Below are 14,709 nucleotides of genomic sequence, written 5' to 3'. Positions count from 1 at the left end.
AAAGGTGGAATATATTCTTGATAACAATAACTGGTGATAACTTCTCAGAGATTTATTTAAAATTGTTAAATGAAGCTGTTACGCAAGAAGTAAAAGTAACTAATTCGAGAAATGGACCTGTAAAAGATTTAGGGCCTGCTTATTTTGAAATAACGAATCATGATTTAATTAGACTTCCATTTTTGAAAAAAAGGGCTTTTAATCCGTTTTTCGCATTGAATGAATTCTCTTGGATTATAAGTGGATCAAATGATTTGAGACCACTAAACTATTTCATTAATGATTATGATAAATATTCAGATGATGGATTTACTCTTAATGGAGCATACGGCCATAGGCTAAGAGAACTGCACAGAATAGATCAAATTGAAAAAGCCATAAAATTATTACAAGAAGACAATTCTACTAGAAGAGTGGTTTTAACAATGTGGCATATAAATGATTTAGGGAGTTCTTCGAAAGATATACCCTGTAATATCTCAATAATGCTTAAAATTAGAAATAACCTTTTGGATATGACCGTGATAAACCGTTCAAATGATCTTTATTTCGGTGTTCCATACAATGTAGTTGTTTTTTACTTATTACAGTGCTATATTGCAAAAAAAATAGGATGTAACATAGGTTCTCAAAGGCATTTTACGGACTCACTCCATTTATATACCAAACATTTAGAGAAAGCAGAAGTCATTATAAAAAATAATGATATAGATAAAATTAACTCCGTTTTTGAACAATTCGAAAAAGTGGATCTATCAACCTATGTTGATGAAAATCAGGAACACATTCTTAACCGTGAATATGAAAAAATAAAAAATCCCTATAAAGATTTTTTATTTTCATATGAAATATATAAAGCAGACAGAAATTATTGTCAGGCTATCGACATACTGCCAAAAAACTTACTTGGTTACAGTGGATATTTATGGTTTAGCGAGAAGAGTAATTTCGAATCATTTGAAAATTATTTCTATTTAAAGAATAAATAATAGATAATCATAGTGAAACGACTCAGAAACGGTTAGAAGATAAAATAATTTATTCAATAAAACAAAATCAGCCTCCGTAAATAGAGGCTAAATTCATATGTGACTCACTCAATGTTTACAATAATGTCAAAACCTAATATAAACTTAACTGATATTTTGGAAACAAGACCTGATGTATATAAAAAATAGTTATCCCAGCACATTTAAAACTAGAATACGTGATAAGTTAGATCAAGCGAATATAAATGAAAGAATGATTTATCGTGGTTTAGAGGGGATTAGCCCCTGGTTGAAAAGATATTATTCAAATTTAAATCCTAATAAATAACTATAAATTTTTTTGAAGTTTAGCGAATTTAGTTTAGTTAATGGGAATATATAGGGTAATTTACTTAAGCCAACAGATTCAGGGGGATAACTAAGTATATTCAAAAATGGAGAAAATTGAAAAGCATTACGAAAACGTGAGATAACATATGCTGAAGCAAGCGAAAAAATCTATAGTTCAACTACAAAACCTTGGCAAACGGCAGACCGGAAATCTCCTGTATTCATACGTGCACCTTATTATTGGTTGGACGTAATTCCGCCATTTTTTAGTTATTTTCCAACAAATGTATATAATCGTGTGATTATCATTTATGATTGAAATAATATTCCAAAGGAGAGTGGTATGTACAATGAAGAAAAGCGTATCTATTTTATTAGTTGGGAAATCAGGGGCCGGAAAATCTGAATTTATTAACTCATTTGCTGCGCATCGCGATCAGATTCAAGCGAGTGGGGAAGGCCAGACAACACGTACGATTGTAGAGTATCATTTTTCAATAAATGAACCATCACCGAAAGTGACAGTTGAATATTTAAGTGAAGATGAGTTTGTGGAAAAGCAATTAGCAAAAGAGCCGGAAGTCCCTAAGGAGAAATACGACGAATCCATTTGTGAGCAAATTTTGGTTACAGAAGGCTTTTTTAATTATAAGGAATTCGATTTTGTTGACGATGCTAATTCTAAAAAGATCGAAACGTTGTGGACAGGTATTTTACATACGCTTAATAAAGAAGAAACAGCGCTAACAAATGACTATTCAAAAGAGCAGTTGTCAGCAGTTGCAGACTACTTAAAGAGTCAATTCGCTGAAGGATTGACGTTAAAAATTGCAGATAAAAAGGTATACAAACTCAATGATCTTGTGGAGTTGTATTTAAAAGCAGTCTATAAAGTGTGCAAAACGGCTGCGGGATCATTTCCAAAGGAATTTGATTTAAATACGATTACACCTGAATTAACGGAGCAGTTAAAGTACTTTTTAAAAATTCATGACCAAAAATCTGTGACAGGACTACTTAAAAAAGTAGTGATTAAAGACAGAGTTTTATCACAATTTGAACCGATGTTAAATTTATTACAGGTTCAAACAGTGAAATTCATTGATACGTATGGTTTAGATCATAGTGAGCAACCTGATACTAATGGACTGACAGATCGTTACCAAACATTATTTAATGAATACCCAGAACTTGATTCTGTTTTCTTTATTCGCGCGCTTAACACGGATTCACCGTCAGATTTAAGTACAGCCATTCCAGCGATTTATGATGCTAATCCATCAGCAGTACCGTATTTAGTTTGTACAAAAATCGATGAAAATCAAGCAATCCAAATTTTAGCGAACAAGACTGAAATTGATTTACTGGCGCTAAATAGCCAATATCATTTTAAGCCGGTTAGCCATATTACCGGTTCAAAAAACGAAAAAGACTTAAAGCGCATTTTATATAAAGCGAAAATTCCAGAAACATTAATTGATAGCCGTTATGATGTGCTGGTGAAAAATATCATTTCGTATTGTTCAAAAAATGTTGCTGAGTACCAAGAAAATAACGCTTATCAAATCAAAAAGCTGTTCACTTCGATTGTGAATAAAGAGCATTTAGGCACGGCAAATATCGATACCGAGAAATTACGTCACCATATTCCAACAGCTGAGGCGCAAATTACCGAATTAATGAAAGAAATGTTTGTAAAAGCATCTAAAGATTGGGACCCATTGAAAAAAAGCACGAGAACGTTATGGAAAAACAAGGAATATTTAGAATACGGTCTTTTAGGCTACAACGGTACGTACTATGACCGTTGGTATAACCGATTCTTAACGGGGTACGCACAGTCATTTTCAAAAATGAGTGAAAACCAAGTTCAAAAATTATTCAATGTAACACCTGGCAGTAACGAGGCCATTGCACTTTTAGAGATTCTCAACAAATTCGCATACAGCTTTATTAAATTCACTACAGATTACAAGTTAAATACTGGTGAGAATATGACTGACTTCATGAAAGAGGTTGTCTCGAAAAATCCAATGTTTGTTGATGGCGAGTTTATGCGCGATACGAACTTACAAGTAAATGAATGGCTAACACAGGTATATAATTTCGAGGGCTATTTCGATAGTGTTCAAATGAATATGCACATTCTATTTGTAGACGCATTCTTGGATAGCTTCATAAAAGAGTGTAAAATGCATAATGCTCGCGTTGCAGCACGTTCAGCGCATATCTAAAGTTTAAACTAGCTACCTGAAATTGATCAGATAGCTAGTTTTTTCATTATAAAATAGAGTGGACTAAACCCAAATTATAAAAATATCGAAATTAATAGGGTGTAAACTTTTTGTTATTTCAAATTTTAATATCAGTTGTTATTACTAATATCAGTCACAATGCAATGATGATTGTAAAGAGGAAATGGATAACTCAATATCGAATCAATATAAAAAAACTGATGATGAGGATTCCTTCCTTCAGGATGCAATTGAGCTAGTTATTAAAGAGCAAACAGCTTCCGTTTCAATGTTACAAAGAAAATTTAGAATTGGTTATGCAAGGGCTGCTAGATTAGTTAATACTTTAGAAGAGTGAGGTGTTGTTTCTCCACCTGATGGTAGTAAGCCACGAGAAGTATTAGTAAAAGATCTTGAAAATATCCGAGATACCATAGTAGGATTAGAATTCACTAATAAGTAAGGAAAGGCAGAGGTTAGTCTCTGTGTTTTTTCTGTACTGTGAACATATAAGACAATCCATATTTGCCTTAATTGACACGCCGAATGTTACATCAGAAAAAGAATGGCAGATAAGTAAATATTGTTCAAATTGTACTAACCAGTTTGTTGAGATAGGACCATCATTTTGATGGTCTTTTTTGCAGGTTTCACTTACAAGGCAAGAAAGTACCCATTAAATGAAGAGTTCTTTGAAAAGTTAGATACGTTGAAAAGCTTTATATAGTATTTAAAGATCAGCTAATTCGTTTTACTTTTTCGAAAATGGAAGATACGATGTTATCGAATCTAAGTACTTACCAACTAATTATTTTACTAGTTCAGCAGAAGGTAATTTTGATATGATCTTAAAGAAGCTTTATAGGATGCCAGAAGCGGCATTAAGTGTGGATGAAGGGGCAATATCCGTTCTTTTTTTCCTTTTCCATCAATTCGAATCGTTTCATTTACCAAATCCACTTGTTCCCATGTTAATGAAACAAGTTCAGAACGTCTTATACCTGTTGTTGCTAATAATTTAAACATTAGCTCATTCCGCATCGAAAAACGTGATTGGGAGCGCTCTAAATAGTCAAATTGCTGTTTTAGATCCGTTAGTGTCATATAGACAGGAAGTTTATCATCGGTCTTTGGCGATTCAATCCCGTGTGTAAAATCATTAGTAAGGTATCGTTCTATTAAACAATATTTGGCGAACGATTTTAAGGAAGAAATTTTTCGGTTCACCGAACGAGGTTTTTGTTTTAATGATCCTAATAGATATTGGATAAAGCGTCGTACTTGAGTCTTGGTAATCTCATTTAAACAGGTTGAACAGCCATGATCCGATAAAAAGGTCAAGAAGAGTTGTAAATCGTATTCATAACTAGTGACTGTATTAACCGAGTAATTTTTTTCAATCTCAATATACAATACAAATTCGTCAATGGCAGCGTGTAGTTGCAAGTATAAAACCTCCAGATATCGTATTAAACAATAATTATTATCTGTACAAAATCATCCCATTATCGTAAAAAAGGAGAGTTATCGTTCACATGAAAATTATAAGGAACTTGAAAATTATTATGGGTAGTTGACGTATCTAAGCCCTCCTCCACGCAAAATAATTTTAGTTTACATAATATAAATTATAGGAAGTTACGTTTCAATGAAAAGTATACTAATAATAGTGAGACAAAATGGATTTAAAATGTAAAACTAAAGCCACCATCATTTCAACTGCTCTTTTATTCCAAGATAGTCATTGATGGCAAATAATAAAGAATCCAGCTCTCTTGGTGCAACATTAATTCACCTAGCAAATTAACAGTCAATTGGTCTTCTATTATTGCATCTGTATGAACCAATTCTTTTGTCGTAATCCTCATTCCATTGAACCATTGAATAACTTGCTCCATCCGTTTTTGACCTGCATTTCTAAGGGTATTCGCGGCGAAAGTTTGCGCTCTCGCATTCAACTTCTGGATGACTTTCTCATCTTGGGGTTGTTTATCCTTTTGCATTTCCTTCCAAGCTTGATCTCATGAGGACCATTCCTTGATACTAACAGTTGTCATAACATTCAACTCCTATTTTTATTTTTTGTTTTAATTGCTTGTATTCGGTTCATCCAATTGCTCAGAATATCTGAGGCGCAGACTTATAAATACTAAGACCAATGCAATGACCGTTAGGAAAACTCCCAGCAATCGGAATCCTGTCAAGTTGAACGCACCTCCCATAATGATACCTGTCAACAGTGAAGATAAAATTGTTCCCAAGTATCTCGATGTATTAAATAGGCCAGATGCTACACCAGCAATTTCTTTTGGAGAGCTTTTAAACAAAGCTGCCTGCATACTAACAGCGTTTAGCCCGTTGCTAAAACCGAATGCGGCTAACGCCAGGCACACACTGATGACTGGTGAACTTTGCGTCCATGTCACAATCCACACTGCCCCCACTACCATCAGTAATGAGGATACAATCAATGCAGGTCTTGGTCCCGATTTACCGACCCATTTCCCTGCTATTGGCGAAGCTACAATCGAGCTCAAGCCCAAGGTTAACATAAGAATTCCTGTATGAAATCCACTGACATGACGCACCATTTGCAGGTATGATGGAATCCCAAAAAAGAGTGAATAATAAAGTAAGTTAACTAGCAAGTATTGTATATTGACCCAAGTCATCCCTGGATATTTGGCGAAGGTGCGTAAAGGAATAAATGGCGACATTGTTTTTAGCTCATGTTGTACGAATATTCCCAACGCAACGAGCCCGATTAGCACAACAACGACATTCCACATAGAGAAATGCCCAGATGATTTCGCTGACAGCAAGCCAACTAGAAGTGCAATCAGACCCACCGCAAAGAGCAGAATTCCTGGCACATCAATCACACCCAGTAATTTTTGAAACGACATGTCACGTGAAACAATTGTTGCCGATCCATCATTAGGAATCATTTTCCAAGCTAATATAAAGCTCGCCACAACAAACGGGATATTGACGATGAAGATCGCTGGCCAGTCCCACCATTGAATAAGTACTCCTCCAGCAAAAGGTCCTATAGCTGCCGCACCGGATAGGAAAATCGATAAACCTGCTAAAGCATCTGCTTGCTTTTCTGTAATATGAATGCGTACGATAGCTGTTCCAACTGCAATCAGCATACTAGTTCCGATTGATTGTACAATTCTGGACACTATAAGCCATCCAAAATTTGTAGAAAATGGAGCCAGAATAGAAGAAACTAAGGATACTAGAAGACCAGCCAGAAATATCTTTCTCCGACCGAATAAATCACTAGCCTTCCCCATTACAGGTTGGGCGATAGCACTAGCGATATAAAATGAAAACACAATCCAGGAAACAGTAGTAAAATCAATGCTATACACATGTTGCAACCTAGCAATAGCAACAGAAATCATTGATGAATTTAAAGGGTTTAATAATATTCCTAGTCCAACGGATATCATTAACCACCTGCTACGAGAATTCATATTTTACCCCCCCTTTATATTTGTTACATTGATATCTTACTTGAAATTTTACATTCATTCCAACGCATTTAAAGTTATGATATCATTGACCAAAAGGAATGATTGGAGAGAAAAAGAAATGGAACTTCTTCAACTACAATATTTTCTTGAGGTAGCTCGATTAGAGCATGTAACCGAAGCTGCCCGAAGTCTCCACGTTACGCAATCGTCGCTAAGCAAAACGATTCAGCGTCTGGAAGAAGATTTAGGGGTACCTTTATTTGATCGCACAGGCAGGAAACTGCGATTAAATGAATTTGGCAACAAATTCATTCGTCGCGCGGAAAGGGCTTTGTTTGAGTTGGAACAGGGGAAGCAGGAGATTAGCGATTTGTCCAGAGCAGAATCTGGTACACTTAAGCTTGCGGTAACCACAGCAAGCACTTTGCCCCAGATAATGCGAGAGTTTCGTAAAAAACGTCCTAATATCCAATTTCATGTGCAAATGCTGACCACACTGGAAATGGTCACGCTTTTACATCGAGGCGAAGTCGATTTTTGCTTGTCGTCCTCTCCTTTTCAAGGGCAAGACATCGAATGTCAAGTTGTCTTTGTTGATCCCATTCTTGTTGCAGTTCCTAATGGGCATCGGCTGGCAGACCGAAGTAGCGTATGTTTAACAGAACTTAAGGATGAAAGCTTTGTCGGTGTGAAAAGAGGATACGGCACTCGTGATTTAGTAGACGCTGTATGTAAATCGGCTGGAATTGACCTTAAATATGTGTATGAGGGCGATGAACCTACACGTTTGATCACTCTTGTAGAAGCTGAAATTGGACTTGCCTTCATACCAAGCACAGCAAAAATATCATGGGAAAAGATTAAATATTTGCAAGTTGAGGATCATGAAATTGAACGTGATATCGCTTTATTATGGCATAAAAGTCGATACATGACGCAAGCTTCATTGGAATTCCGCAAGGTAGTTCTAGACTATTTTGAGGCAATATCAAACCAGTCCAATTAATCTTATTGCATGACTCGTACCGATTCGATGAGCTTATGGAACAACCTACTATTAAATTGAGTATTATAACTTCTAACGAATAACGTGCATAATATATTTATTAGTTAGAAGTTATGCCCTGAAGTTACTCTACAATCTGGCCCGATTGTTGAATGAAAGTTTAATATATGTTAAAAAAACTTAATACATTGGTGCCTAAGATAGTATTACTTTAAAAAATAGTTTCCCCATTTCATATAATAAAAAAGTTGTTTTCAGCTGCCATATTCAATAAGAGGACAAATGAACATAAGGGATTATTTACGAATGCTCATTGAAAAAGATATTAATCCTCAATCACCTCGATATCTATTAAATCGTTTTATAAAAATGCAATTAGATCTTGAATTATCTTCAAATAATTCTTTTAATGTCTCTGTTGGAATATGAATAATTTCGTAGTCCCTTTCGTCTTCCCCATACTCTAAAAAAGAATTTTCTTTAAATAAAACAATATACTGCATCGAGTTTCCTTTTATTAAATCGTTCTTCTTGATTCCTTAATTCTGAAGAATAATACTAAATAACCAGTCGTCAAATAAATTTTGACAACTGGTTAGGTGTATACTTTTTCGGCTGTAATATATCAGTAATTTTCACTGCTACCTGTAGAAAGGACACTAAATAGTAGTTTTACCGAAGCAAGATCTCAGCTTCTTTTGCAAATGCATTACTGTTTTTTATGACCAAATTAGCCGTTTCACTCGGATGGCTAAGAGGAAAATGATGACCATATGGAACAAAATCAACCTTACCCAGATGTGAAGGAGCAGAATAGCCTCTGTCAGAATCCCCCCAAATAATGTGAAGATTATACGTTGTTACTTCATTGAAATCACCTTGAACGTTTTTCGTTAGTAAACTGTTAAGCTGAACCGTAGTATTTAAAATTCTAGGAGAAGTAAAACTTTTACTTAGTTTTTCAATATAATGTTCAGGGATGCTCTCTGTACTTTCAAATAAACCATTACTTAATAAATATCGCTCTATCAAATTAGTAGTTGCCAATTTCAATGTCCATTTGTTCATAAATTGAGGAACATTTATCGATTTAGCATTTTTTTTAGTAATAGGTGGCTGAAGTAAAGTAATTGTATACTTCTTATCTATGTACTTTTGTACTAATGCTTCCAAAAGAATATACGCACCAAATGAATGGCCAATTAGATGGGCGCCGTTAGTAGCTTTCTCCAATAACTTTTTTACTACATTCAAATAGATATTTAAAAGATTTTTCTCGCGTTTAAAAGGTGAACGTCCCAAACCTGGAAGATCCAAGATCCATACAGGTTGACCAGTTTTTTCATGAAGCTCTAGCGCTAAAGGAAATAAATCCTCCCCATCACTCAATAAACCATGTAATAAAATAAACGGTTTTCCCTCTCCGTGTAATTGGTAAAGGGTATTGTTATCGCATAATGTTCGCTCAAATAAATGATGATGCTCACCATTTTGATACATCAATCGATAATCCAGATCAGCTACTACGGCAGGGAAAAAGTTCATGACACTCATCTTCTTAAACCAATCTCCACCCCTCATGGTTTTCACCGAACCATTTGAAAATGTTCGTTTTGTGATAAAATTCAGTCCATCAGAAGGAATGTTTGTTATTTTACTTACTCCACTTTTCATTATTGTTTTCATAAGCGGCATTGGAACAGAGATTTTTGGTGCCCTCATATTCATACTTTCCGACATAACACTTAATAATTCAGCAATGTTCGGATCGTTCTCTTTGTCATCAACAAGTGTATATGTTTGAATAGCCGGCTGCTCCAATTTGAAAACCTGCAAAATAAACTTCGCAAACTCATCGTTTGAAATCAGTGGCAACCTATATCCCTTATCTCCAGGAATCACTGGCATGAGCCCTCTTCGCATACTTGTCACAAGCAAACCTAATCCTGCTATCTGCTCTGTACTCCCTGTTTTACTACTACCAACCACAGTTGGCGGATTAATGACAGACAGCGGATAACCTACAGCTGATGCCTGTTGACGGATATAAAGATCTGCTAAAAATTTTGTTTTCTCATATGGGTTTTTTATTTTTAAAAATTTGTTTCCTTCTTTAAATACATCTATCGCAACCTTGCTATTATTATCATCAAAGGGACTCATATAACCTACAACATGAATAAATTGCTGCAAGCCCTTCAATTGATGAATACTTTTAGCGAATTCACTAATATGTTTGGCGCCATTCAAAAATACAGAAGTTGCCTCTTTGTTTGTCGCTTGAATATCCATGGAGCCTCCTGCGTGAATAATCACATCCGTTTTCAATACCAACTCCTTATCTTCAGCACTTAGACCTAAGTCTATTTTCGTTAAATCACCTTCAATAAAGTGCATATTTTCCTCTTTTAAGATGCCTCTTTCCTGAAAAATCTGTGTTGCTTTACTTTTCGACCTCACTAAAAGAAGAATGTTCACATCCTCTTTGACTAATTCATTCACTAATTGCTTTCCAATAAAACCTGTTCCACCTGTTAAAAATACTGTTCTCATAAAAATCCTCCTAGTAGTACTACGTAGTACTAATTTGATGTAAAAAAAATGCTTCTTTTACCGAAGCAAGTTAAACAAATGATCTGCTGTTTTCATGATTACAGTTGCATCCTCCAGTGTTTCTGAAATAAATAGCGCTCCTTCAAGATTTGTAATAAAAAGAGATGCAACCTCGTCAATATTTATTGTCTTTCTAAATTCACCATTCTCTACCCCTTGTTTAAGGAATAGAGAAACTTTCGTTTGTAAGCCTTTAAAAAAAAGACCTATTTTTTCTTTTACTTTTGTGGCATTTGTAGGACTTTGAATATAAAGCGTAATAAATGGACAGCTCCCCTTATATTCTCTCGTCTGAACTCCTTGTGATATTTGCTTTAAAAACAGTTTGATACGATCTTCAACTAATAAATGGTTTTGAGATAGTAAGTCATCTATTGCAGATTGATACATTTCAATCCAATAATCAACGACCCCTTCCAACAATTCTTCCTTATTAGAGAAGTGATAATACACATTAGACTTTGAAACTTTGCTTACACGAACTAATTCATCCATGCTTGTATAAGCAAACCCTTTTTCTAAAAATAATGTTGCAGCTACTTCAATTACACGTTTTTGATTCATTAATTTTACCTTTGTCATAATTAGTACTATACAGTACTACAATTGGTGTTGCAAGTATTTTTGTTAGTTTAAAAAAATTTTGATTAAAAATGCGAAACTTTAATTGATTTTAAAAATGTCATTTTGAACAAAGTTGAACGGATCCCCAAAACTGTTTTGGATGGCTTGTAATGTTATTTTGTAGTCAATAAAGTAGATGCTTTTATGCTCATTAAGGATGATTGACAAAATTGATTCATTAATATCCTTTATTCAATATAAAAACTCCATTTTGATTGATGATGATCAAAATGGAGTGTATTTAACATAATTGTTTATTATCCTTAGCTGTTATTCAAACAATGGTATTATATGCTTTCTAATCAATTCAACACGATCCTTGGCACGTGGCATAAAGCGCGAAGCAATCGAAATGACCATCTTCTTTTGAGGATTTATGAATATTACATTTCCACCATCCCCCAAAGCTGCATAGCAATCATCAAGTATCCACCACAAATAACCATAGGTCAGCTTTCCTGATCGACTTTGTACTTTAGTGCTGTCCTCTATCCATTGAGAAGAAAGAATTTGGCGACCGTTCCATACACCCCCATTTAAATAGAGCTGACCTATTTTGGCCATATCTCGGGTTGTTAACGTAAGTCCCCAACCAGCGGTGTTTACTTCCTTAGGATCTACTATCCAGCCAGTGACATATTTATCCTTCAGAAAAGCGAAATAGTCTTCTTTATTTTGTATAGTTGTATTTGTGGGAGCTTTGATTGAAAGAGGTTTAAACAAGTTTTCTGTAGCAAAATCAAGAACAGATTGACCAGTGGCAGTTGTAAGAACACCTGATAAAATATGTGTGCCAACGGTAGAATAGTTAAACACCCCAATACTACCTTTGCCTCCTAGCAAATCCAATGCAGCTTTTACCCAGTCATCACTTGAATATATTTTCGTATAAGGCTCTGACTTGTATTTATAGGGTGCAGTCATTGACAACAAATTTGCTATGGTGATGTTTTGAATGGTTTTTTCGCCACGTTTCACTGTATAATCTGGAAAAAAATCTAACACATGCTGTTCTATATTTTTCATATATCCTTTATCAATTGCCATTCCAATAAGAATGGAGATGATACTTTTAGTGACAGATGCTATATGCAAAGCATCATCTTGGGTGTACTCATCAAAATATTTTTCGTAAATTAAATGATTATCTTTTCTAATAGCGATGCCTGCTATATTGGAATACTCTTTTTCTATTAAATCTTCAAAGTTATTCATCATTCTGATTGTTAGGGTTTGACACATTGACGTCAGCTATATCAATCCCCATCCTTTCGCTAAAATGAATCATCAATATTGATGTAATAAAGAATAATTTATTATAAAAAATTATTCAATTCTTTTCTTTTTTCCAGCTAGTGTGATAACAAAAAAACGTTAATCCTTGTTCGATTAACGTTACGGTTTCTTTTTATCTATCTTCATTTTCATAATATGCTTCATTCGCATGTTTCTGATCTGTACCTTTAAGGTATGCTAGGATCATTTTAGGACGTTTAAGTAAAACCCAGTCTCCATGCTTATCAAATTTTCTGCTTGAAGTGATCATTCCATTTTGAATTGTTCCGTATTTTTTTTCGTTCTTTTTTCCCCAATCTTTTAATCGTTTAGCAAAATCGGCATCTTCTGCCATGAGCATATTTTCATTAAATCCATTAATTGCTTGAAAATCTTTTTTGTAGCACCAAAAGATGCCTACAGAAATTGCACCATATTTTAAAAATATTGGTCCGATTAACAACAAAGCTGAAACAAAAATTCCTAAGGACATTCTTTCAAACTTTCCTGTAACGCCCCCACCAATGTACTTACCTGTGCTTAAGTTCTCCACTGCCTTCGATAACACATGTTCGTTCATCTGTGTATCGGCATCAATTGTGACGATGATTTCCCCTCTTGCTATATCAACGCCAGCGTTCCTAATCTTCGAAAGGTTCTTATCGCTATTTTTTAGTAGGATACAATTATACGATTTTGCAATTTCCTCTGTTCTATCTGTACAGCGATTTAAAACAACAATAATCTCTACTTGATTTTCAAAGGATTTGGAAGCCTTTAAAATAGATTCTAAGCATTTTCCAATGTATTTTTCTTCATTATGGGCTGGTATGACTATTGAAATTTTTATATCCTCTTTCTTTTGCACTTCTAAAGAGTTCTCCATGTCGTACATACAGCTCCTCCCTTTTAAATGTCTTCTGCATTTATAAAATAAACCAGCTGATCAGTCCACTTGTTGTCCTCGTATATGAATCCTTTCCTCGTGCATTCATAAAGCATCCCAACATTTTCTGCTAATTTTATAGATGCCGTATTGTCGAGGTTTATATGAGCTTCTATTCGATGATAATTTAATTTTTCAAATGCTAGATCAATCGCTGCCTTTACAGCCTCTTTACCATAACCTTTTCTCCAAAAATGGTTATGAATGGTATACCCGAACCTAGCCCATTGAAATTCTTCCCTCATAATTGTGGAAAAGTCTACAAAACCAATATGCGTATTATCTGTTTTTCTAAATACTCCAAATACATACACCTTATCATCCTCAGCCATCTGATGATGCTTAGTAACTAAATCACGAAACCATTCTTTCGTACAGATGCTCATATCTAATTTACCTTCATCGTATTTATGCTGGGAAGGTAAACGATTTTCATATTGCGTAAGCCAAGAAGAGTAATCTCCCTCTTCCATTAATCGAATAATTAATCGTTCTGTTTTCGTCATTATCTTAGTCAATCGAACACCTCATACCTTTCTAAATAGCGATTCATGGAAGTAGTTTACTAGGCTTCTTCGTCTGCAGAGGGGCCGTAGATGCCTGGTACTGGAATATCGAGAAGTCGCAAGTATACCCCAAGCTGCGCCCGATGATGGACCATGTGGCTTAATCCGAAGGTGCGGAACGCAATTGCTCGAGGCTCTTGGCGAATAATATGGTCACCATGACGTAGTGCCCATTCCTCTCCGAGCGTTTTCTCATCACATTCAGTAAGCATCATTTCCAGTTTTCTTACGTTTGTATCGAACTCATCCAGAATGTCAGCTCGCTTTTCTAATGCCTCTCGTCGTAACGGAACGGTGGAAAGATCAAAGTCTAAGTACTGTAAAATAGCCATTTGCCAGTTTAGCAGATTGATTAGGTGCGTGGCCAGACCTCCTAGTGTCATTGATTTCTCATGTGGCCTCCATGTCATATGCTCGTCGGGCAAGCGTTCCAGCATGCGACGAGTAGAAGCCAATTCCTGTGTTGTATCCCCAACAATCAATTGTTTAACCATAAAATCCCTCTCCTCCCTTTTAATCAGCATACTATAAATTCCATTCAAGGGGAAAGCTCTCAAATAAGTTTTTATGCTATGGTTAAACCTTTTTTTTAGACTGTTAGAATATGTAAATACTTTGAGGGTTTTGCAGTTTGAAGAAAT

Annotated in this window: 13 protein-coding genes; 4 read left to right on the top strand and 9 right to left on the bottom strand. The window is 35.1% G+C overall.

Going from position 1 to position 14,709, the window contains the following annotated elements; translation table 11 throughout:
* Nucleotides 1-17 precede the first annotated feature (17 nt).
* From NYE73_RS13030 to NYE73_RS13020, 3 genes are all read left to right on the top strand, one after another.
* Nucleotides 18-989 (top strand): thymidylate synthase, encoded by a 972-nt coding sequence (locus NYE73_RS13030; protein ID WP_259950156.1) that lies wholly within the window; start codon nucleotides 18-20, stop codon nucleotides 987-989.
* Between the two features lie 680 nt (nucleotides 990-1,669).
* Nucleotides 1,670-3,553, top strand: coding sequence for a hypothetical protein (locus NYE73_RS13025; RefSeq protein WP_259950155.1), 1,884 nt, complete (start codon nucleotides 1,670-1,672; stop codon nucleotides 3,551-3,553).
* Nucleotides 3,554-3,737: 184 nt separating this feature from the next.
* Nucleotides 3,738-3,911: a DNA translocase FtsK gene (locus NYE73_RS13020; RefSeq protein ID WP_374805551.1), complete on the top strand. Its 174-nt coding sequence runs from the start codon at nucleotides 3,738-3,740 to the stop codon at nucleotides 3,909-3,911.
* A gap of 458 nt (nucleotides 3,912-4,369) precedes the next feature.
* Here the strand turns inward: NYE73_RS13020 and NYE73_RS13015 are convergent, their stop codons facing one another.
* The 3 genes from NYE73_RS13015 to NYE73_RS13005 all read right to left on the bottom strand — a co-directional run bounded on the left by NYE73_RS13015 (nucleotide 4,370) and on the right by NYE73_RS13005 (nucleotide 7,038).
* Nucleotides 4,370-4,999 carry a tyrosine-type recombinase/integrase gene (locus NYE73_RS13015; protein WP_259950154.1) on the bottom strand — a complete coding sequence of 210 codons (630 nt, stop codon included), beginning with the start codon at nucleotides 4,997-4,999 and terminating at the stop codon, nucleotides 4,370-4,372.
* Between the two features lie 281 nt (nucleotides 5,000-5,280).
* Entirely contained in the window at nucleotides 5,281-5,556 is a 276-nt protein-coding gene (locus NYE73_RS13010; protein ID WP_259950152.1) for a hypothetical protein, read from the bottom strand.
* Nucleotides 5,557-5,640: 84 nt separating this feature from the next.
* Nucleotides 5,641-7,038 (bottom strand): MFS transporter, encoded by a 1,398-nt coding sequence (locus tag NYE73_RS13005; protein WP_259950151.1) that lies wholly within the window; start codon nucleotides 7,036-7,038, stop codon nucleotides 5,641-5,643.
* Between the two features lie 118 nt (nucleotides 7,039-7,156).
* On the opposite strand from NYE73_RS13005, the gene NYE73_RS13000 reads away from it, so the two are divergent.
* Nucleotides 7,157-8,044 carry a LysR family transcriptional regulator gene (locus NYE73_RS13000; RefSeq protein ID WP_259950150.1) on the top strand — a complete coding sequence of 296 codons (888 nt, stop codon included), beginning with the start codon at nucleotides 7,157-7,159 and terminating at the stop codon, nucleotides 8,042-8,044.
* 672 nt (nucleotides 8,045-8,716) lie between these two features.
* On the opposite strand, the gene NYE73_RS12995 is transcribed toward NYE73_RS13000, so the two are convergent.
* The 6 genes from NYE73_RS12995 to NYE73_RS12970 all read right to left on the bottom strand — a co-directional run bounded on the left by NYE73_RS12995 (nucleotide 8,717) and on the right by NYE73_RS12970 (nucleotide 14,562).
* Complete coding sequence (locus NYE73_RS12995; protein ID WP_259950149.1) at nucleotides 8,717-10,597, bottom strand: alpha/beta fold hydrolase; 1,881 nt, start codon at nucleotides 10,595-10,597, stop codon at nucleotides 8,717-8,719.
* Between the two features lie 57 nt (nucleotides 10,598-10,654).
* Nucleotides 10,655-11,221 (bottom strand): TetR/AcrR family transcriptional regulator, encoded by a 567-nt coding sequence (locus tag NYE73_RS12990; RefSeq protein ID WP_259950430.1) that lies wholly within the window; start codon nucleotides 11,219-11,221, stop codon nucleotides 10,655-10,657.
* A gap of 330 nt (nucleotides 11,222-11,551) precedes the next feature.
* The gene (locus tag NYE73_RS12985; protein WP_259950148.1) at nucleotides 11,552-12,496 is read right to left on the bottom strand and encodes a serine hydrolase domain-containing protein; all 945 of its coding nucleotides are present in this window, start codon (nucleotides 12,494-12,496) and stop codon (nucleotides 11,552-11,554) included.
* 193 nt (nucleotides 12,497-12,689) lie between these two features.
* A complete protein-coding gene (locus tag NYE73_RS12980; protein ID WP_259950146.1) occupies nucleotides 12,690-13,451 on the bottom strand; it encodes a glycosyltransferase in 762 nt (253 codons plus the stop codon).
* Nucleotides 13,452-13,465: 14 nt separating this feature from the next.
* Nucleotides 13,466-14,020 carry a GNAT family N-acetyltransferase gene (locus NYE73_RS12975; protein ID WP_016991743.1) on the bottom strand — a complete coding sequence of 185 codons (555 nt, stop codon included), beginning with the start codon at nucleotides 14,018-14,020 and terminating at the stop codon, nucleotides 13,466-13,468.
* Nucleotides 14,021-14,067: 47 nt separating this feature from the next.
* Nucleotides 14,068-14,562 (bottom strand): DinB family protein, encoded by a 495-nt coding sequence (locus NYE73_RS12970; protein WP_054550171.1) that lies wholly within the window; start codon nucleotides 14,560-14,562, stop codon nucleotides 14,068-14,070.
* Nucleotides 14,563-14,709: the final 147 nt, after the last annotated feature.

The sequence above is a fragment of the Lysinibacillus sp. FSL K6-0102 genome, from assembly GCF_038003545.1.
Taxonomy (GTDB): Bacteria; Bacillota; Bacilli; order Bacillales_A; family Planococcaceae; genus Lysinibacillus; species Lysinibacillus capsici.
Note: the sequence above shows the minus strand (reverse complement) of the source record. Positions and strands in the feature narration are given on the sequence as shown.

Bases quoted from the DNA above. Each gene is read 5' to 3' on its own strand.
- NYE73_RS13025 (WP_259950155.1), top strand. From the start codon at position 1,670: ATGAAGAAAAGCGTATCTATTTTATTAGTTGGGAAATCAGGGGCCGGA.
- NYE73_RS13020 (WP_374805551.1), top strand. From the start codon at position 3,738: ATGGATAACTCAATATCGAATCAATATAAAAAAACTGATGATGAGGAT.
- NYE73_RS13010 (WP_259950152.1), bottom strand. From the start codon at position 5,556: ATGCAAAAGGATAAACAACCCCAAGATGAGAAAGTCATCCAGAAGTTG.
- NYE73_RS13005 (WP_259950151.1), bottom strand. From the start codon at position 7,038: ATGAATTCTCGTAGCAGGTGGTTAATGATATCCGTTGGACTAGGAATA.
- NYE73_RS13000 (WP_259950150.1), top strand. From the start codon at position 7,157: ATGGAACTTCTTCAACTACAATATTTTCTTGAGGTAGCTCGATTAGAG.
- NYE73_RS12995 (WP_259950149.1), bottom strand. From the start codon at position 10,597: ATGAGAACAGTATTTTTAACAGGTGGAACAGGTTTTATTGGAAAGCAA.
- NYE73_RS12990 (WP_259950430.1), bottom strand. From the start codon at position 11,221: ATGAATCAAAAACGTGTAATTGAAGTAGCTGCAACATTATTTTTAGAA.
- NYE73_RS12985 (WP_259950148.1), bottom strand. From the start codon at position 12,496: ATGAATAACTTTGAAGATTTAATAGAAAAAGAGTATTCCAATATAGCA.
- NYE73_RS12980 (WP_259950146.1), bottom strand. From the start codon at position 13,451: ATGTACGACATGGAGAACTCTTTAGAAGTGCAAAAGAAAGAGGATATA.
- NYE73_RS12970 (WP_054550171.1), bottom strand. From the start codon at position 14,562: ATGGTTAAACAATTGATTGTTGGGGATACAACACAGGAATTGGCTTCT.